Here is a 19,897-nt window from a genome sequence, read left to right as displayed (position 1 = left end):
AGGGCACATTTGCCAGAGGCGCTGACGCGTCTGCTGCGGCAAAAGGGCTATCCGCAGCGCTGAGGCTTTTACGTTGGGCCAGGAGCCTCACGCAGGGATGCGTGAGGCAGTTCGGGGCCGGCCAGGACGGCCGATCCCCGAATGATCCGTCGGCACGACGTGAAAGCCGAAGGTACCGCGCTAGCGGTGCGAGGACGGCCCGTGACGCAGTAGATGTGTCAGAGCCCGCAGCAGATTTAAAGCACAATGATTTGACCGGTTGTTACATCACGCCCATTAAACGCGGTAGCCATAGCGATAACGCCGGAATATAGGTAATCAACATCAGCACAATAAACAACACGCCATAGAAAGGCAGCATGGCGGTGACCACTTGCTCAATCTTTTGCTTACTCACGGCGCTGGCGACAAATAATACCGTGCCGACCGGTGGCGTAATTAATCCGATGCCTAAGTTGGTTAGCATTATCATGCCGAAATGAACCGGATCGACGCCGAGTGCGGTGGCTACCGGTAATAGTACCGGCGTCAGAATCAGGATCAGCGGTGCCATATCCATTAGCGTCCCCACCACCAGTAGCAGCAGATTAATGCACATCAAAATCACATACTTGTTACTGGAAAATTGGGTAAAGGCTTCGGTAATAATGGTGGGTAATTGCATAAAGGTCATTACCGCACCGAAACCGGCGGCGAAGGCGATCAACACCATCACAATGGTTACCGTTTTGATGGTACGAAACACCAGAATATGCAATTGCGTCCATTTGAAATCACGATAAATAAACATGGTGACAAAGAACGCCCAGATGCAGGCAATGGCTGCCGATTCCGAGGCGGTGAACACGCCGGAAAGAATTCCGCCGAGAATGATGAAAATGGTGAACAATCCCCAGAACGCATCGAAGAAGATTTTCAACGCCTGCTTGTAAGGGATGCGCTCACCTTTGGGATAGCCGCGTTTACGCGCAAATCCCAGGCACATTACCATTAAGCAAAAACCCAGTAACAGGCCAGGAATGATGCCGGCGACAAACAGCGATGAGATGGTGACAACACCGCCGGTGGCGAGCGAATAAATCACCGAGTTGTGGCTGGGCGGGGTTAACACCGCTTGTACCGAGCCGCTGGCCGTTACCGCCGCTGCGAAATCACGCGGATAGCCTTTCTCCTCCATCTGCGGAATCATCACGGAACCAATCGAGGCGGTATCCGCCACCGAAGAGCCCGAAATCGCGCCAAAGAAGGTTGAGGCGACAATATTCACCAGCGACAAACCGCCGCGAATAAAACCAACGAAAATATAGGCAAAGTTGACCAGCCGTCGGGCAATGCCGCCTTCCGCCATAATCGCACCAGCCAAAATGAAGAACGGAATGGTTAACAGTGAAAACTTATTTATGCCGTTGGTAATCTGAATCACCACCGCTTCCAGTGGTAAATCGATCCACCATGCCCCGATAAACGCGCTCAATCCAACGGCAAATGCCACCGGGAAACCCACCAGCAGTAATACCACCAAACTGCCTATCAAAATCAGTGCGTCCATTTTCTTCTCCGCTTAGTGGGTGCCGCCAAGAGTCACGATGGCGCGTTGGCTTTGATCGCCATTAACCAATCTTTCAATGACAAACAGCAGGGTGAAAATCGCGCCGATTGGGATCGGCAGATACATTTCGCCATAGGTCACCACCGGTAATGAGGCCAGCGTTTGCACCCACATCGCTTCACACAGGTTGTAACTGGCGCGGAAAATCACCAGACAGGTGATGATCATCAGCGCGTCAGACAACTTGAGCAGCCAGCGCTGATTCACCGGCGAGAGCCGGTCGGTCATCATCGAGACGCAAATATGCGTACCGGCGCGGAACCCGACTGGCGCACCAATAAAGGTAAAGATGATCATGCAAATGATGGCGACCGGTTCTGGCCAGGATAACGCGTCGTTCAGCACATAGCGGGTGAAAATCCCGATGGGAATCACCGTGACCATAATCAACAAGGCAACGGCGGCGATCGCCATGCACAGCAAATAAAGCCCATCCATCAGACGAGAGTATGCAGTCATAATATTTACCTGATTAAAACGCCACGCAGGCACGTGGCGTGGGGAGGATTACTTCACATCAGCAATTTGTTTCATCAAATCCTGATATTTCCCGCCAAACTGATCGCGCACTGGCTGGGTGGCTTTCATGAAGGTTTCACGATCGGTTTCCTGGAAGGTCACGCCACCGGCTTTCATCTTCTCGATGGATTGTTGGGTGTAAGTTGCCCAGAGCTGACGCTCTTCCTCCTGCGCCTCTTTGCCTAATTTCTTCAGCAACGCCTGGTCGTCAGCCGAGAGGCGATTCCACAACGGTTTAGAGTAGAGAATCATTTCAGGCTGAATGAAGTGGCCGGTGAGGGTGTAGTACTTAGCGACGGGCATATAGTTGTGGGCAACAAAGGTTGGCGGGTTGTTTTCAGTGCCATCCACCACGCCGGTTTGCATGGCGCTGAACACTTCGCTCACGCCCATTGCCACCGGGTTTGCGCCCATGGCTTTTAAGGTCGCCAACGAAATCGCACTGTTTTGCACGCGGATTTTCATACCCTTAAGATCGTCGGGTTTGGCGATTGGCTTTTTAGTGATCATGTTGCGCACACCGGCGTCGGTCCAGCCGAGGAATATCATGCGGGCGTTAGGATCGTTATCGAATTTCTCGACGATATTTTTCCCGATATCACCATCAAGCACCTTGTGCATATGATCCTCATCGCGAAAAACATACGGCAAGGTTAATACGCTGGTTTCTGGCGCGATGGTGGTGACCGGTGCCAGCGAAACACGGATCATGTCAATGGCGCCCAGTTGCACCTGCTGCAGCGTTTGGTCTTCATCGCCTAGTACGCCACCGGCGTAAACCTTCATTTCTAATCGGCCATCAGTGGCTTTTTTTAGCTTCTCGCCCATGTGTTCAAGCGCCACCACGGTGGGATAACCCGCCGGTTGAACTTCGGCCACTTTAATGACCTTGGCAGAAGACACTGCCGGGCAAAACGCTGCCGCAGAGGATAACGAAACGACCAGAAGTAATTTTTTAAACGTCATGCTTTTTCTCCAGCTAAGGGGAGGCAGGAAGGTGCGGCGCATTAATTTGTCGAAGGATGCCGCGTGGTGTCAGCATAGATAAAATAGTGGCTGGAAAAATAAGGGAATGGCGATTGGATGAATTACGTCACATTTTGAAACGATGTTTTAATAATTTTATATTGAGTGTCACATTTTCAAAACATCACCACAACAATCCATATCCTGTGGGGATAATTATGTGTTTTCAAAGGAGTTTAAACCACATGGTCCAATCTATCTCCCTGATATGCATAAAGTAAATATAGATACGACAATATCATGTTTTACGAATCCGCCTTCTCCGCCACAAACTACTCGCCATATTCATGACGAAAAGGATAAGGCGCATGTCATACCGACTGAGTTTGCTGGATAAATCGCCGATTGCCGACGGAGAGACAGCCAGCCACGCGCTACACCGCACGTTACAGCTGGCGCAGCAGGCGGAAGCCTGGGGCTATCACCGTTTCTGGTTAGCGGAACACCACAATACCGATCGTCTGGCGAGTCCGTCGCCGGAACTGCTGATCGCCTGGATCATCGGCCAGACACAACATATTCGCGTCGGCTCCGGCGGCGTGATGCTGCAACATTACAGCCCGTACAAAGTGGCGGAAAACTTCAACTTGCTGGCGTCCTTAGCGCCGGGCCGCATTGACGTTGGTGTTGGTAAAGCGCCGGGCGGCTTGCCGCTCTCAACGCGTGCGTTGCAGCTCGGCGTGCATCTGCAGGAGAAAGGCAGCTTCGCCGAGCAGTTGACGCTGCTGGATAGCTGGTTGCAAGTGCCGCCAGTGGGCGATGAAGAGATTCTGCGCGCCACGCCGCAGCCGCCGCGTCCGGCCAATCGCTTCCTGCTGGGTGCCAGCGAAGAGAGCGCCAAACTGGCGGCGGAACTCGGCTGGCAGCTGGTGTTTGCGGCGCATCACAACGGCGATCCGCAACTGATGGAAAAAGTCCTTAACAGCTATCGCCAGCACAGCAACGGCCAGCGCGCGCTGGTGGCGGTGCAAGTGGTGGTGGCGGACTCGCCGGCGGAAGCCGATCTGCTGGTGGATAACCTGCGCGTTTACCACGTCAGCGTGAAAGATGGCCCCAGCGTTAACGTCGGCAGCGTCGAGCAGGCCGAACGTTATGTGCGTCAGGGCGGTTATACCGATTACGTGATTGAACCGCGCACGCCATCGCTGCTGAAAGGCACCGCCGCGCAGGTGCATGCCAAGCTGGATGCGCTGCATCAGAATTTCGGCATTGAAGAGTTCGTGATTGATACGCCGGTGGCTGAAGAGCAGGCGCGCGTGAAATCACTCGAACTGTTGGCCACTCACCGTTTAGTCACCGCATGATTCGCTGCTTCCGGAGGCAGGTATGACGCAATTTAGCGAACATCAGCTGATTGACTGGCGACGTGAGCTGCACAGCTGGCCGGAGTTATCCGGCCGCGAAGTCGAGACCACCGCGCGCCTAAGCCGCTGGTTACAGGACGCCGGTTTGCGTCTGCTGGATTATCCGCTGGAAACCGGCGTAATCGTGGAAGTGGGGCACGGGGACACGCTGATTGCGCTGCGCGCCGATATCGATGCGTTACCGATTCACGAAGCCACCGGACTCACTTACCGCTCGCGCAACAGCGGCGTAATGCACGCCTGCGGCCACGATGTTCACAGCGCCGTGATGCTGGGCGCGGCCTTGCAGCTGAAAGCCGTTGAAGATCACTTGCCGGGCCGCATCCGTATTCTGTTCCAACCGGCGGAAGAGAACGCCACCGGCGCACGCCAGTTGATCAATGCGGGCGTGCTGGACGGTGTGCAGGCGATTTTCGGCATGCACAATGAACCCGGTTTGCCGACCGGCACCTTCGCCACACGCGGCGGCGCGTTTTACGCCAATGCGGATAAATTTATCGTGCGCGTTTCCGGCAAAGGCGCGCATGCCGCGCATCCGGAAGAGGGCGTGGACAGCATTGTGGTCGCCAGCCAGATTATTCAGGCGCTGCAATCGCTCACCAGCCGCAGCTTCAATACGCTGGACAGCTTAGTGCTCAGCGTGACGCGTATCGACGCTGGCAAAACCTGGAACGTACTGCCCGGTGAGGCCGAATTTGGCGGCACGGTGCGCACCCACGACAAACAGGTGCGCGCGGAGCTGGAGCAGCGCGCCCGCACGCTGGTGGAGAATATCGCCGCCGCCAACGGAGCCAGCGCCACCTTTAGCTGGCATCCGGGTCCGCCGGTGCTGGAGAACGATGCGCGCTGGGCGCAGTTTGCCAGCAACGTGGCGCAGCAGGTGGGCTACCGCGTGCAGACCGCTGAGTTACATCTCGGCGGCGAAGATTTCGCTTACTACTTACAGCAGATCCCCGGCGCGTTTGTCAGCATTGGCAGCGCGAGCGAATTTGGTCTGCATCATGGCGGCTTCAATCCTGATGAAGCGCTGATTGCCCCCGCTGCACACTACTTTACGCAACTGGCTCAGCAAGCGCTGCAGCACCTCAACGCGCGATGTCGTGACGCCATTCTGAACTAACGCGATTCACCCGTTTAATTCCGGTTCTGCACGGCGACAGGCATGTCGCCGTCAGGCTGCGCCCTGGCAAAAGAGAGAACATTATGACTGCAAGACAACTGCGATTGGGCACCATTCTGCATGGCGCGTCCGGCAATATGTCCGCGTGGCGTCATCCGGCGGCGCTGGCCGATGCCAGCATCAATTTTGATTACGCCAAACACATTGCGCGCAAGGCGGAAGCGGGCAAGCTGGATTTCCTGTTTGTTGCCGATGGCCTGTTTATTAACGAAAAATCGATTCCCCACTTCCTCAATCGCTTCGAGCCGCTGACCTTGCTGTCGGCGCTGGCGGGCGTCACCGAACATCTTGGTTTGGTCGGCACGGTTTCCACCTCATACAGTGAGCCGTTCACCGTGGCGCGGCAGTTTGCCAGCCTCGATCATCTGAGCGGCGGTCGCGCGGGCTGGAACGTGGTGACCTCGCCGCTGGAAGGTTCGGCGAAGAACTTCTCGCGCCAGCAGCATCCGGAACACGCGCTGCGCTACCGCATCGCTGATGAGTATCTGCAAGTGGTGAAAGGGCTGTGGGATTCGTGGGAAGGCGACGCTTTCGTGCGTAATAAAGAGAGCGGCCAGTTCTTTGATCCTGAGAAGCTGCACACGCTGAATCACCACGGTGATTTCTTCCAGGTGCAAGGGCCGCTGAATATCGAACGCACGCCGCAAGGACGTCCGGTGGTGTTCCAGGCGGGCGCATCGGAAGATGGCCGCAAGCTGGCCGCTAAACACGCCGACGCCATCTTTACCCATCAGCCGACGCGCGAAGAGGCGCAGGCGTTCTACCGCGATGTGAAAAAACAGCTGGTGGCGAACGGCCGCGAACCGGGCGATCTGCACATTTTCCAGGGCGTTGGCGTGATTGTTGGCGACAGTGCGGAAGATGTGGAGCAGCAGTATCAAACCACCGCCGCGCTGGTTTCCATCAAAGATGCGCTCAACTATCTCGGTCGCTTCTTCGATCATCACGACTTCTCACAATATTCGCTGGATGAGCCGTTCCCGGAACTCGGCGATATCGGGCAAAACAGCTTCCGCAGCACCACCGACGAAATCAAACGCAAGGCGCGCGAGCATGGCCACACGCTGCGCCAGGCGGCGCTGGAAGCCGCGACGCCGCGTCCGCTGTTCCACGGCACGCCAGAGCAGGTGGCCGACGGTTTGCAGCTGTGGTTTGAGAGCGAAGCGACCGATGGCTTTATCATTCAGGGCGGCACGCCAGATACCTTCGAACGCTTTGTCGATCGCGTGGTACCGATTCTGCAAGCGCGAGGTTTGACCCGCAGCGAATACCCCGGAACCACGCTGCGCGCCAGCTTTGGTCTGAAAGATCCGGTTAACCAATACACACAAAAATAAAACTCGAGAATAAACGCTATGCAGAAAAAATCCCTTATTGCGCTGTTGTTGCTGGGCATGAGCAGCGCCGTATTCGCCGAAGATGTGGCGGTTAACGGTCAAAACATCAGTGTTGAAGCCAACAAAACGCCGATCAATACCGCGAAAAATGACGCCGCAGTGGCGCAGATCCCGGCTGGACATCGCTTTGCCGTGCCGGGTTCGTTCACCGTAGCGGTCGCCGCGCTGAATTCGCCGCCATTAACTGTATTCAGTGATGACAACAAAACCCTGCTCGGCAGCGAAGTGGATATCGCCCGCTTAGTCGCCGACAGCCTGGGTCTGAAACTCAACGTGGTGCCAACGTCATGGGAAGACTGGCCGCTGGGCGTGGCATCGGGCAAATACGATGCGGCGATCAGTAACGTGACCGTCACTAAAGAGCGCAAAGAACGCTTCGATTTCGCCACCTATCGCAAAGATTCACTCGGTTTTTACGTCAAATCCAGCAGTCCAATTACGTCGCTGACCAAAGCCGAAGATATTGCCGGACTGCGTATTATCGTCGGCTCTGGCACCAATCAGGAATCGATCCTGCTGGCCTGGGATAAAGAGAATCAGGCCAAAGGGTTGAAGCCGTTTACGCCGGTGTATACCAAAGACGATGCGGCCCAAACGCTGGCGCTGCAGTCAGGTCGCGCCGATGCCTACTTTGGTCCGAACGTAATTGGCGCCTGGAAAGCGGCGCTGACCAAGCAGACGCGTTTGGTTGGCAGCGTCGATGGCGGCTGGCCGAAGGCGGCGCACATCGCGGTGACGGTGAAGAAAGATGGCGGTTTAGTGCAGCCGATCAACACCGCGCTGAATGGCGTGATCAAGAACGGCGATTACGACAAGGTGCTGAAGCGCTGGGGTGAAGGCGTGGAGCGTATCGACAGTTCAGAGATCAATCCGGCCGGATTGGGCGATTAAGGAGGCCGCATGAGCGAGCAACTGTTCCGCGAAGTATCACCGGAAGCGCCTGAGCTGCAACCGATTTTGACCGGACTGTTTGGTGAATATACCGCGCGCTACGGCGCGTTCTTCACCAGCCAAAAAGAGGTGGAGCTGACCGAATGGTATTTACCGCCGCGCGGGCTGTTTATCGTGCTGGAGCGTGACGGCGAGATCATCGCGATGGGCGCGTATAAACCCTACGACGAGGTGACCGCTGAGTTTAAACGCATCTGGACGCGCAGCGATCTGCGTCGTCAGGGATTGGCGCTGCTGATCCTGCAGGAACTGGAGCGCCGTGCGCTGCGTGCGGGCTATCAGCGCGTGTTTCTCACCACCGGTTTCCGCCAGCCAGAAGCGGTGAAGTTGTATATCGGCCACGGTTATCAGCCGCAGTTTGAGCTGCTGGAGGATATGGAAGTCTACAGCCAGCCGCCACACGATGGACGCTTGCGCTTCCTGAAAGTGATTGATGTACATAGCGTGGCGCAGGCCAGCTAAGGAGTTGTAATGCGTAATGAACCACAACGTTTAACCGTGGTGCCGGCGCGATATCCGGCACGTACCGTCGGCGCGATTGTCGCGCTGTTTATTCTGGCCAGCGTGATTGATTCGGTTGCGTTCAATCCGCGCTAGGAATGGGGCGTGTTCGCCAAATGGTTTTTTGATCCGGTGATCCTCAGCGGTTTGGGGCAAACGCTGCTGCTGACGCTGTTTGGCACCATACTCAGCCTGATTTTTGGCGGTTTGCTGGCGCTGGCGCGCCTCTCGTCATCCTGGCTGCTGAGTACGCTGGCGTTTGGCTATATCTGGCTGTTCCGCTCGCTGCCGCTGATCGTGGTGCTGATCATCCTCTACAACTTCTCCTATCTGTACGACACGCTGTCGCTGGGCATTCCGTTTACCGCGCTGTCGTGGGGCCATTTCCAGACCATCAACGTGCTCGGCCAGTTCCCGGCGGCGGTGATTGGTTTGACGCTGGTGCAGAGCGCTTATAGTGCTGAGATCATTCGCGGCGGCTTTTTGGGTGTCGATCACGGCCAGTTTGAAGCGGCTTCGGCGCTGGGATTATCCTCCACGCGCCGTACCTTCCGCATCATTCTGCCACAGGCGCTGCGCGCGATTATTCCTACCACTTTTAATGAAATCATCAGCCTCGCCAAAGGCACCTCAATGGTTTACGTGCTGGCTATGCCGGAACTGTTTTACACCATTCAGATGATCTACAACCGCACACAGCAGGTGATTCCGCTGCTGATGGTCGGCGCGGCTTGGTATCTGATCATCACCACCGTTCTGTCACTGTTGCAGCACAGCGTTGAGCGCTGGCTGGCGCGCAGTGTCACCCGTGAACCGCAGCCGTCGCGCTGGCGTCAATGGCGTAACCGCAGCGCCAAACCTGCAACCGAGGAGCTTTCCCATGTCCGAAGCCATTGATTACCGCAATCTGCATACCGCTGGCGCCATTAGCATTACCGGCGTGAGCAAGTCGTTCGGCAAACTGAAAGCGCTGGATGATGTTTCACTGGAGCTGGAACCAGGATCGGTGACGGTGATTCTCGGGCCGTCTGGCTCGGGCAAATCGACGCTGCTGCGCACCATTAACCATCTGGAGCGCGTTGATGAAGGCTATATCCAGATCGATGGCGATTACATCGGTTATCAGCGTCGCGGCGACAAGCTGTATGAGCTGAAAGAGCAGGCAATTCTGCGTCAGCGCATCAACGTTGGCTACGTGTTCCAGAACTTCAATCTGTTCCCGCATCTGACGGTGCTGGAGAATCTGATTGAAGCGCCGATTGCGCATCGTCAACTGTCTCGCCGTGAAGCGATTGATCGTGCCGGTGAGCTGCTGAATGTGGTCGGTTTGCGCCACAAAGCCGATGCCTGGCCGCGCCATTTGTCGGGCGGCCAGCAGCAGCGCATCGCGATTGCGCGTGCCTTGATGCTCAATCCGCGCGTGATGCTATTTGATGAACCGACGTCAGCGCTCGATCCCGAGCTGGTGGGTGAAGTGCTGGATGTGATCAAAAAACTGGCGCGTTCCGGCACCACGCTGGTGATTGTCACGCACGAAGTCGGTTTTGCGCGTGAAGTGGCGGACAACGTGGTGTTTATGGTCGATGGACGCATTGTTGAGCAGGGCAGCAGTAATCAGGTACTGAATCAGCCGCGCCACGAGCGCACCAAACGTTTTCTGGCGCGGGTACTTTAATGGAAAGAGTGATTATTGCGGCGTTGCTGACAGTGATGTCAGGCGCGCCAGCCATCGCAGCAGAAACGCTGGATGCCAAAAACAACGAAACGCCCATCAATATAGCCGCGAATCCCCAGGCTATCGCGAAGATTCCGGCGGGTTTTCACTTTGTGAATCCGGGTTATTTGACCGTCGCCACCACAGCGATGAACTCGCCGCCGATCGGTTTATGGGCGTCGGATAATAAAACGCTGATCGGCAGCGATCCGGATATTGCGCGTCTGCTGGCGGACAGTTTGGGTTTAAAGCTGAAGCTGGTGCCAGCCGCGTGGGAAGATTGGCCGCTGGGTATTACCGCTGGACGGTATGACGTGGCGATGTTCAATATTGCCGTCACCGAAGAGCGCAAAAAGAAGTTCGATTTCGCCACTTATCGCGCGGATAACCACGCCTTTGCGGTGAAAACCAACAGCGCGATAACCGCGATTAAGGGCCGCGAAGATGTGGCGGGTAAGCGCATCATTGTGGGTTCGGGCACCAATCAGGAGCGGATTTTACTCAGCTGGGATGAGAAGAACCGCGCGCAAGGCTTAGCGCCGGTGCAGCCGATCTATCTCAACGATGATGCGGCGGCCACGCTGGCGCTGCTTTCGGGACGTGCGGATGCAACGTTTGGCCCTCAATCATTGGCAGCATGGAAAGTCGCTTCGCGCGGGCAGACCAAAATCGTCGGTCACGGCCCGTTCCGGGCTTGGGTGGCGGTGACCACTAAAAAAGGTAATGGATTGGATGTGGCACTGCAGCAGGCGATCAATGGCGCGATTGCCAGCGGCGAGTACAAACAAGTATTGGCACGCTGGGGCGAACAGGAAGAGGCGGTGGAAACCTCGCAGGTGAATCCGCCGGGGATTGTTTACCAGTAATTTCTGTTCTGCTTAATTTTGCGAGAAAGCTCACGATGTGAAAGTTGTGAGCTTTTTTTATTTCATTGGGTTTAAGGTCGGCTCACATTAAATTGTCGGTAGATTGTTACTTGCTCAGTTAATTGATTATCTTCTTTGTTTTTTTGACAGTTATTTTTATTTTCTTATTCAAACCACTAATGTTTGTGAAAAAAAACCGGTATTAAGATGTTCAGGGTTTTGGGCGAGTGCGGTGTTTAACGTTTACCCTTGCAAAAGGAAGTTTGATTATATGGCCTACCGTCAACCTGCATTACCCAATCAAAAATGGAAACGATTGGGTGAAATAATGTTAGCTGAACCGTTAAATAAAAGTGTTATCAATTATGCGTGCCGTCAACGTAAATGCAAACAAGGCGAACAACCACCCAGCGGAGGTAAAGGAATGCAAGAGCGTGTTAAAAGTCTGGAAGGCAATGTTACCGTATTGGTTTCTGACGTAGCGGTGATTAAGTCAAACTATGCCACGAAACAGGATGTCGAAGCGGTCAAAGCGGATGTGGCGGTAATCAAGTCAAATTATGCGACTAAAGAGGATGTGGCTGCCGTGAAAGCGGATGTAGCGGTGATCAAGTCTAATTACGCTACCAGGGAGGATGTTGCGGCGATAAAGGTCGATTTATATAAAGCAATGATTACACAAACCAAATGGATGGTGACTACCCAATTTGTAACCTTAGGAGCGGGTCTTTCACTTGCGAAACTGCTGTTTTAGTTAATATGCCGTGTGCCGGTCGCCATAAATGGCGACCCTGCAAAACAGGAGGTTATATTTTGGCTTTCTTGATCCATACCTGCGCATCTGCGGGCGGCAGCGGGCGGGCGAAATGGTAGCCCTGAAACAGATGACAGCCTTTATCGCGCAGGTAGGTGAAATACTCCTCACTCTCGATGCCTTCAGCCAGCACATTAAGACCCATTTCACGCGATAACTCGATGGTTTTCTGCACCACAATCGCCGATGACTCATTTTTAAAAATCTGCATGATTAATGATTTATCAATCTTAATATCATCAATGGCAAAATCGCTGATCGATTTAAGCGATGAATAGCCGACGCCAAAGTCATCAATCGCCCATTTAACACCTAATTGGCTAAAATGGCTGATTACGTCGCCAATACGCTTCTGGTCGTAGACAAAGGTGGTTTCAGTAATTTCAAACTTGAGGCGTTCGGGGCGGATTTTATAATGCGACAGCGATAACAAGGTATCCTGGGTGAAATCGCGGTGTATTAACTGCAGCGGACTGATGTTAACAGAAAACACCAAATCACTAAGGTGCTGACCGCGATCCCATTCGGCGATTTGCTGTAAGGTGTGTTCCATCACCCACTTGCCAATGTCGATAATCAAGCCACTTTTTTCGGCCACTGGAATAAACACTTCGGGTGAAATAAAGCCTTTAACAGGATGCTTCCAGCGCAGCAGGGCTTCAAATCCAATCAGCTTTTTATTGCTGTCGACTTGTGGCTGGTAATAGAGCTCCAGCTGATTCTTTTCGATGGCTTGTGAAAGTTCACGTTTGATCAAATCGGTTTCGGAGTAGTTGCCGCGCAGCGTGAATGCCGTTAACAACAGCGCGATCATCGGCACTGCACAGTTGACGATATAAAAGCCGGATTCATGCGGAATATTGAGCTGAAACGCGCTATGTTGCCAGGTTAATCCGGTCGAGATAAAAAACAGATAAACCACCAGGCAGATTAACGGGAATATTTTACTTAAGTAAGGTGTTTGCTGGCGTAATACCAATGCTGAGCCGACGGTTAACGCCACCAGATAATTGTACTCTGAGTGTTTTTCTACTCTGTGGTCATTATCCAGCAGAAACAACAGCATTATGATCAGTAACAAAGCATGCACGATGATGTAGAGATGTTTGTTCAGCTTGTCACGGAATGCCGCAATGACAATATAAAATCCCATCGCGGTGCTCAGGCAATATAAGGCGGAAACACCATTTTCTCCCTTAATGAAATTCGTCGCTACCATATAAAAACCCGCCAGGATGCTGGAAAATCCAGCAATGAGCAGAGTTAAGCGCAATTTTTTTTCTGGGTTATCACCCTGTAAAATGAAGGGTAAATCTTTTAGCATGGAATATCTGGAGCTAAAATAAGAAATCATCTGAGGTTCTCATTTTTACTGTCATATTTATTAAATTGAATCGCATAATTATTCTAGATTCTTGCATCGATAAAGTCATAATTTTGTTTTCTCCTATCAGAGATTGTTCCTACCCAGTGCCCGATAGGCGCGCTAGAATCAACGACCAACGGAAAGGCTTTTACAGAGCTTAAACTCACCTTCAACATACTGATTGCAATGAAAATACGATTCCTGTCTGCCAATGAACTAAAGCTGGCCGAGGTGCGTACCATCCTTGAGCCGGTCGGTGTCGAAGTGCTGCCCATCGCACGCCGTATTGAAGAGATTCAGACTGAAAATGAGGTTGAACTGGTGCGCGACAAGCTCACCAAAGCGTTCTCTATTATTGGTCGTCCGCTGTTTGTCGAACACACCGGGCTCTATCTGGATGGCCTGAACGGCTTACCGGCCGGATTAACGCGCATCTTCTGGAGCCGCCTGAATGCCGAGCGCTTCACCAAACTGGTGAACGGTTTAGATAGCGCCTGCGTCACGGCAAAAACCGTGCTTGGCTATTGCGATGGGCAAAAAATGTATCAGTTCGAAGGCGAACTGCGCGGCACCATCGCCACTGAGCCTGCTGGTCCACGCGAATTTCAATGGGACTGCGTGTTTATCCCGGAAGGGCACACGCAAACCTTCGCCGAAATGGGCGAGCTGAAAAATGAGATTTCGATGCGTCGCCTGGCGCTGGATCGCTTCGCAACCTTTTTGAAAACATCGCGGGGATTGGCATGAAACCCGAGCTAAAACGCGCCTATGACGCCGGTAAACTGATCCTGTTCGCCGGTGCAGGCATTTCACGCAATCTTGGCCTGCCGGAATGGCATGAGCTGATTGCGCACCTGGCTAAAGAGCTGGGCTACGACCCGAAAATCTTCAATACCTACGGCACGCATCTGTCGCTGGCGGAGTATTACAAGCAGCGTAAAGGCTCGCTGGGACCGCTGCGCAGCTGGATGGATCGCGAATGGCATCGCCCGGATATTGATGTGCGCAGTTCTGAAATCCATACCATGATCACCCAAGGCAATTTCTCACGCATCTACACCACCAATTACGATCGCTGGCTTGAAATGGCGCATGAGGCGCACAACGTGCCTTACAGTAAAGTCGCGAACGCGGCAGATTTGGTGTCGTTGACTGAAGATAAGCGCCACATCATCAAACTGCATGGTGATTTCGACGACGATACGTCAATTGTGCTGGATGAAAGCAGCTACTTTGAACGCCTCTATTTTGATTCGCCGCTGGATATCAAACTCACGCACGACGTCATGGGCAACTCGGTATTGTTTGTGGGCTACAGCATCAGCGATTTCAATATTCGTCTGTTATTCTACCGCCTGACAAAAATGTGGGGCCGAACCGGATTGGCCACCGCGCGTCCTAAATCGTACCTGTTCACCAACCGCAACAACCCGGTGGCAAAAGAGGTATTAGGGCAGTGGGGCATTGAGATGATCGTCTCGGAAGAGGACGATCCGCGCAAAGCGTTGGCGCTGTTCCTGGAAGAATTACTGGCTTAACAGCAGAAAGTCATTGCCTGGAAAAGTTTGATCAGAATATACTGTATATAAATACAGTTAATCGAGGTGCATCATGGCAGTCGAAACCAAATATGTTGTAGTCAGAAAGGGTGAAGAAAAGATGACGTTTGCCAATAAAAAAGACGCGGATGCCTGGGACAAAATGCTCGATATGGCAGACGCCTTTACCGATTGGCTACAGCAACATCAGCCAGAGTTGGGTGAAGCGCAGGCCGAAGCATTGGGTCTGCTGTTGGCTGAACAGAAAGACGCGGTGCAGCATATCCTGCGCACCAGCAAGCTGCCGGATATTGTAAAGGCAGAAGAGGTTGCGCAAGCGCCTGAAGCCGCTGCGGAAACCGAGAGCGAAGCGGAAGCGGTAGCGCCGGAAAAGAAAGTCCGCGCGGTTAAAGCGGCGTAAGCCGTTTTGTCAGGTGCGCATTGATGCGCACCTGGTTACTCATCAATGTTTAATCTGGTAGCGCGTGCTGCGCCCGCCGCCGGGTAATTTCTCCAGACAACCTTTCGCCAGCAGTTCTGTCAGATGTCGCGTCGCCGTGGCTTTACTCACTTTCGCCACCTTCTGATACTGGCCGGCGCTGATGCCTGCGTTAAATCCCTGTTCACCGCCATCCAGTAAGCGATTCAGCACGCGGGTTTGCTCCGCACTCAGCTCAGCAGCATTGTGCATTAACCAGAAGCGCGCTTTGTTTTGCGTGCGCGTGACGGTTTCCAGTGCGCGCTCAAGGCTGTCATTCAGCACATCACAAAACCACAGCAGCCAATCTGTGACGTCCAGCGCACCGCACTGCGTCTGCTGCAGGATGCGGTAATAATCGGCACGTTGCGCCAGAATCGATGCGGACATGGCATACAAGCGGATGCTCTGGCTATCCGCCTGCGCCAGCGCCAAATCGGTCAGGGCGCGGGTGATGCGTCCATTACCGTCATCAAACGGGTGCAGCGTAACGAACCACAGATGGCACAGCGCGGCGCGCAACAGCGGGTCGAGCAGCGGATCCGCGCGGCTGTGATTAAACCACGCGATAAATTCTTCAAGCTGTGCCTCCAGCCCGGCGCGCGGCGGCGCTTCGAAATGTACCGTTGGCCGATCGATACGCCCCGAAACGACCTGCATCGGTTCATCACCGCGCAGCGTGCCGACATTCAGTCGCTTGATGGTCCATTCGCTTGCGGGGAACAACCAGCGATGCCACTGACATAAACGCACCAACGTGAGTTCCTGATCGCGTTGCGTGATGGCATCCATCATCATGGTTGCCAAACCTTCGGAACGTTCGGAAACCGGGTAAGGCTGATCGAGCGAAACGCCTAAACGGCGGGCAAGGGACGATCGTACCGACTGCGCGTTGACGCGCTCATCTTCAATCGCTGAGGAAGAGAGGATATTGCTGAGCAACGTATCCAGCGTTTGTTGATCGCTGTTATCTTGCACGCTAGCGCGGCCCAGCAAGACGCCGCGCTGCTGCTGCAGCTGGCGCAGGCGCGGCAGTAATTTCTCTTCCTGCCAGCGAAACTGCGGCCAATCGGGCTGCTGCCAAATCCACATCATAAAGTCACTCCTGCATCGCGTGAGCTGAATAGAACGGCTATTCGGCTCATATGGTGAGCTGAATAATAGTCTGTAATCGGCTCATTGACCAGCTGAGCTTGCAGGCATCTGGCGCTGAGCTAATGTCGGTGACCATCAATGGCAATCCACCGGAGTTTGGTACCTTGCCATCAAGTTCTACCGCCGCGCGCCGATAGAGTGTTCAAAGGGATGTACGCGCACAGGGAGTGGTTCTGAATACCGAAAAGTGTCAACTCCAGGAGCGCCATAATGGCCAAACACGCATCACCCAAGAAAACAATGAGCACCCGCACGCAGATGCTGCTGACGGGCGCCTTAACCATCACACTCGGCTTTGCCGTAACCATCGGCGTGCTGAGCTGGCAATCCAGTAACGAACAAAAGTCACTGGCCGAAAGCTATCTACAGCAGATTGCACAAAGCCAGGCGCTGCAAATTCAGCATGAACTTAGCTACGCGCGCGATGTGGCGCATAACCTCGGCCACAGCTTGATCGCATTGCCAGCGGCGGGCATTCAGGACCGTAAAGTTGCTGATAAGCTGATGGAATCGGCGCTGCGCGATAATCCCGATTACCTGTCGATCTCAGTGATCTTCGAAGAGAATGCCTTCGACGGACGTGACGCGGAGTTCGCCACCCAAGCCAATGCGGCACCGAAAGGTCGCTACGCCTTCTTCGTCGATCGCGATCAAACCGGCAATTTTAACCTGCATCCGCTGACCTCGATCTTCACGCCAGGTCAGGGCGATTACTATCTGCTGCCGCAAAAAAGTCAGAAAGATATGCTGATTGAACCTTACAGCTACGCCTACAACGGCGTGCCGACGCTGCTGACTTCGGTAGCGGCGCCGATTGTGAGTCAGGGCAAACTGTGGGGCGTGGTGACGTCCGATATTTCGCTGGCGTCGCTGCAGGAAAAGGTCAACAAAATCAAACCGTGGGAAGGCAGCGGCTATGCGATGTTGCTCTCCAGCGCGGGTAATGTGGTTTCCTATCCGGATAAAAGCCAGACCAGCAAGCCGTGGAAAGGTGATACCCATAACTTCAGCAGCAGCGTGATGGAACATCATGATGCGTTGCTGGGTGAAGATGCGCTGGTAACCTGGCAGCCGGTGGTGATTGGTAACAGCGATCAGAAATGGTATCTCGGCGTGGTTGCGCCGGTCAGCCAGGTGATGGCGGCGGCGCATCGTCAACTGATTAACGCAGTGATCCTGATGATCATCAGCATTCTGGTGGTGTGTACGCTGCTTGGCATGCTGTTCAGCCGCAAAGTGCTGAAGCCGATTGGTGGCGAACCGCTGGAAGCCGCGACCATCGCGCTGGCCGTCGCCGATGGCAAACTCGATAACGTCATCACGTTGAAAGGGCGCGATAACAGCAGCTTGTTCTATGCGCTGCATACCATGCAAAACCAGCTGCGCGATATCGTGGGACAGATTCAGGATGCCAGTTCGTCGGTGCGTCAGGGCGCGGGTGAAATCGCCAGCGGCAACCTTAATCTCGCCTCGCGTACCGAGCAGCAAGCTGCCGCCCTAGAGCAAACCGCCGCCAGCATGGAGCAGATCACTGCCACGGTGAAACACAACGCTACCAACGCGCATCAGGCGACAACGCTCACTGACAACGCCACGCACATTGCCAGCCGTGGTGAAACGCTGGTGGGCGAAGTGGTGCAAACCATGGCGCAAATTGACGACAGCGCGAAGAAAATTGGTGACATCACCGCCATCATCAATAGCATCGCCTTCCAGACCAATATTCTGGCGCTGAACGCCGCAGTAGAAGCGGCGCGTGCCGGAGAACAAGGACGCGGCTTTGCCGTGGTGGCGTCGGAAGTCCGTAATCTGGCCCAACGCAGCGCCAATGCGGTGAAAGATATCGGCGCGCTGATTGAAGAATCCACGCAGCGCGTCGGCAGCGGCGTGCAGCTGGTGCAGGATGCGGGCAAGACCATGCAGGAGATGACGCAGGCGGTGAATTCGGTGCGCACCATTATCGGTGAAATCGTGATTGCTTCCGATGAGCAGGCGCGCGGCATCAGCCAGGTGACCATCGCGGTGAACGAGATGGACAGCACCACGCAGCAGAACGCCGCTCTGGTGCAGGAGATGTCTGCCGCCGCCAGTTCGCTGGAAGATCAGGCCTCGCAGCTGGCGAACACCGTTGGGCGTTTCCAGCTGAGTTAATCGAGCCACAGTTAAGAACGCGCTGAGCGTGGCACGCCGTTTTTCTCTGAATAACGGCTGCCTATCCACCAGGTGATCAGCGCCGCCAGGGCAATTGCGCCTAGCACGGCAAACGCACTGCGATAGGAATAGGCTGCGGCAATGTTTCCCGCCAGCGCGGGACTCATTGCCGCGCCGACGCCCTGCATGAGCATGATAAAACCCTGACCCGCATTGGTATGTCCGCTGCCCTCAAGCACCTTCACGATATAACCCGGCACCGCCACGCCCAGCAGACCCGCCGCTACGCCATCCAGAATCTGTACCGGAATCATGAAATAAGCGCCGTCAAAAGCGGAGGCAATCAACGCACGTAATGGCAGCACCAGCAGCGCCGCCGTGATCAGCACGGGGTAGCCAAAACGCGGTGCGTGACGTGCAGCATACAGCGCCATGGGAATCATCACACATTGTGAAATAACCACCGTGGCGGCAGCATAAAGTCCAGGGCTGATGGCTGCGTTGTGCGCTGCCGCCACCCGCAGGCTCAGCATAGGTAATAGCGCGGCATTGCCAAGATGGAAGAGTAACAGCGTGACTCCCGTGATAATGACGGCAGGATTACGGGCAATCTGATAAAGACGCGGGACGTTGCTGGCCGATTCGCTGCCAGAAAGCCCGCGCGCGGCAAGGTTATCGATGTCGTTATGACGAATAGCCAGCACGGCTGCACCTGCGCACAGCGCCATCGTCGTCATGAGTACAAACACCGCACCCGTTCCCCACAACCACACTGAAGCACCCGCAATAATGGCGGCTGTCATATTTCCGCCGTGGTTGAAGGCTTCATTTCTCCCCATTTGATGGCTGAATCCTTGCGGACCGGCCAGGCCAAGGGTAATACCCGTCAACATCGGCGCGATGAGCGCGGCGGAAAGGCCAGTCACAATCTGCGATAAAACCACGATCCATCCCTGATGGAAATACCACAGCAGCAAGGTGGATAGGGTGATCAGGAGTGAACCGATGAGCAACAACGATCGTTTATGGCGAGTAGCGTCTGTGGCTAAACCCGCCGGCAGGGTGGCAACCAGCCCTGCAAGGCCACCGGCGGTCATCACCCAGCCAATATCTCCTGCATTCCAGTGGCGTTCTGTCAGAAATATGCCGAGAAAAGGCCCAAGACCATCTCGTACGTCAGCCATAAAAAAGTTAACCAGACACAGAGCCTGAAGCGAACGCAGTGGCATAGAAATCCTTAGCAAGTAATCGGAACGGGACGAACGTAA

General features: G+C 54.4%; 18 protein-coding genes and 1 pseudogene. 13 read left to right on the top strand and 6 right to left on the bottom strand.

Features of this window, described 5'->3' with window-relative positions:
• Positions 1-262 precede the first annotated feature (262 nt).
• From ACFQW4_RS01955 to ACFQW4_RS01945, 3 genes are read right to left on the bottom strand one after another with little or no spacing between them, the layout of a single operon-like run.
• Entirely contained in the window at positions 263-1,549 is a 1,287-nt protein-coding gene (locus tag ACFQW4_RS01955; protein ID WP_101761395.1) for a TRAP transporter large permease, read from the bottom strand.
• Between the two features lie 12 nt (positions 1,550-1,561).
• Positions 1,562-2,068 (bottom strand): TRAP transporter small permease, encoded by a 507-nt coding sequence (locus ACFQW4_RS01950; protein WP_110868462.1) that lies wholly within the window; start codon positions 2,066-2,068, stop codon positions 1,562-1,564.
• Positions 2,069-2,116: 48 nt separating this feature from the next.
• The gene (locus tag ACFQW4_RS01945) at positions 2,117-3,094 is read right to left on the bottom strand and encodes a TRAP transporter substrate-binding protein (RefSeq protein WP_101761397.1); all 978 of its coding nucleotides are present in this window, start codon (positions 3,092-3,094) and stop codon (positions 2,117-2,119) included.
• Between the two features lie 368 nt (positions 3,095-3,462).
• Between ACFQW4_RS01945 and ACFQW4_RS01940 the strand changes: the two genes are divergently transcribed.
• The 9 genes and pseudogenes from ACFQW4_RS01940 to ACFQW4_RS01900 all read left to right on the top strand — a co-directional run bounded on the left by ACFQW4_RS01940 (position 3,463) and on the right by ACFQW4_RS01900 (position 11,881).
• Positions 3,463-4,458, top strand: coding sequence for an MsnO8 family LLM class oxidoreductase (locus ACFQW4_RS01940; RefSeq protein WP_137386971.1), 996 nt, complete (start codon positions 3,463-3,465; stop codon positions 4,456-4,458).
• 22 nt (positions 4,459-4,480) lie between these two features.
• Positions 4,481-5,638 carry an amidohydrolase gene (locus ACFQW4_RS01935; protein ID WP_377723432.1) on the top strand — a complete coding sequence of 386 codons (1,158 nt, stop codon included), beginning with the start codon at positions 4,481-4,483 and terminating at the stop codon, positions 5,636-5,638.
• An 83-nt stretch (positions 5,639-5,721) separates the two neighbouring features.
• Positions 5,722-7,035 (top strand): LLM class flavin-dependent oxidoreductase, encoded by a 1,314-nt coding sequence (locus ACFQW4_RS01930; RefSeq protein WP_137386969.1) that lies wholly within the window; start codon positions 5,722-5,724, stop codon positions 7,033-7,035.
• A gap of 18 nt (positions 7,036-7,053) precedes the next feature.
• Positions 7,054-7,986 (top strand): ABC transporter substrate-binding protein, encoded by a 933-nt coding sequence (locus ACFQW4_RS01925; protein ID WP_192235005.1) that lies wholly within the window; start codon positions 7,054-7,056, stop codon positions 7,984-7,986.
• A gap of 9 nt (positions 7,987-7,995) precedes the next feature.
• Entirely contained in the window at positions 7,996-8,508 is a 513-nt protein-coding gene (locus ACFQW4_RS01920) for a GNAT family N-acetyltransferase (RefSeq protein ID WP_101761402.1), read from the top strand.
• 9 nt (positions 8,509-8,517) lie between these two features.
• Positions 8,518-9,444: pseudogene (locus tag ACFQW4_RS01915) on the top strand (amino acid ABC transporter permease).
• Positions 9,428-10,222: an amino acid ABC transporter ATP-binding protein gene (locus tag ACFQW4_RS01910; protein ID WP_377723429.1), complete on the top strand. Its 795-nt coding sequence runs from the start codon at positions 9,428-9,430 to the stop codon at positions 10,220-10,222. The pseudogene ACFQW4_RS01915 and the gene ACFQW4_RS01910 overlap by 17 nt, the downstream one beginning before the upstream one ends.
• Positions 10,222-11,127, top strand: coding sequence for an ABC transporter substrate-binding protein (locus tag ACFQW4_RS01905; protein WP_192235003.1), 906 nt, complete (start codon positions 10,222-10,224; stop codon positions 11,125-11,127). Before ACFQW4_RS01910 ends, ACFQW4_RS01905 begins: the two co-directional genes overlap by 1 nt.
• A gap of 271 nt (positions 11,128-11,398) precedes the next feature.
• Entirely contained in the window at positions 11,399-11,881 is a 483-nt protein-coding gene (locus tag ACFQW4_RS01900; RefSeq protein ID WP_377723427.1) for a hypothetical protein, read from the top strand.
• Between the two features lie 52 nt (positions 11,882-11,933).
• Here ACFQW4_RS01900 and ACFQW4_RS01895 read toward each other — a convergent pair whose 3' ends face one another.
• A complete protein-coding gene (locus tag ACFQW4_RS01895; RefSeq protein ID WP_225614485.1) occupies positions 11,934-13,094 on the bottom strand; it encodes a bifunctional diguanylate cyclase/phosphodiesterase in 1,161 nt (386 codons plus the stop codon).
• Positions 13,095-13,493: 399 nt separating this feature from the next.
• Between ACFQW4_RS01895 and ACFQW4_RS01890 the strand changes: the two genes are divergently transcribed.
• The 3 genes from ACFQW4_RS01890 (at position 13,494) to ACFQW4_RS01880 (ending at position 15,266) form a co-directional block, all read left to right on the top strand.
• Complete coding sequence (locus ACFQW4_RS01890) at positions 13,494-14,054, top strand: non-canonical purine NTP pyrophosphatase (RefSeq protein WP_101761408.1); 561 nt, start codon at positions 13,494-13,496, stop codon at positions 14,052-14,054.
• A complete protein-coding gene (locus ACFQW4_RS01885) occupies positions 14,051-14,845 on the top strand; it encodes an SIR2 family protein (protein WP_008108794.1) in 795 nt (264 codons plus the stop codon). The genes ACFQW4_RS01890 and ACFQW4_RS01885 overlap by 4 nt, the downstream gene beginning before the upstream one ends.
• Positions 14,846-14,918: 73 nt before the next feature.
• Entirely contained in the window at positions 14,919-15,266 is a 348-nt protein-coding gene (locus tag ACFQW4_RS01880) for a YebG family protein (RefSeq protein ID WP_101761409.1), read from the top strand.
• A 42-nt stretch (positions 15,267-15,308) separates the two neighbouring features.
• Here the strand turns inward: ACFQW4_RS01880 and ACFQW4_RS01875 are convergent, their stop codons facing one another.
• Positions 15,309-16,418 (bottom strand): Fic family protein, encoded by a 1,110-nt coding sequence (locus tag ACFQW4_RS01875; RefSeq protein ID WP_354466578.1) that lies wholly within the window; start codon positions 16,416-16,418, stop codon positions 15,309-15,311.
• 270 nt (positions 16,419-16,688) lie between these two features.
• Between ACFQW4_RS01875 and ACFQW4_RS01870 the strand changes: the two genes are divergently transcribed.
• Entirely contained in the window at positions 16,689-18,629 is a 1,941-nt protein-coding gene (locus ACFQW4_RS01870; RefSeq protein WP_217548093.1) for a methyl-accepting chemotaxis protein, read from the top strand.
• Between the two features lie 11 nt (positions 18,630-18,640).
• Here ACFQW4_RS01870 and ACFQW4_RS01865 read toward each other — a convergent pair whose 3' ends face one another.
• Positions 18,641-19,858 (bottom strand): MFS transporter, encoded by a 1,218-nt coding sequence (locus ACFQW4_RS01865; RefSeq protein WP_101761412.1) that lies wholly within the window; start codon positions 19,856-19,858, stop codon positions 18,641-18,643.
• Positions 19,859-19,897: the final 39 nt, after the last annotated feature.

The sequence above is a fragment of the Pantoea sp. GCM10028869 genome, assembly GCF_042666835.1.
GTDB classification, from domain to species: Bacteria; Pseudomonadota; Gammaproteobacteria; order Enterobacterales; family Enterobacteriaceae; genus Pantoea; species Pantoea leporis.
This window is presented reverse-complemented; position numbering and strand designations above follow the sequence as displayed.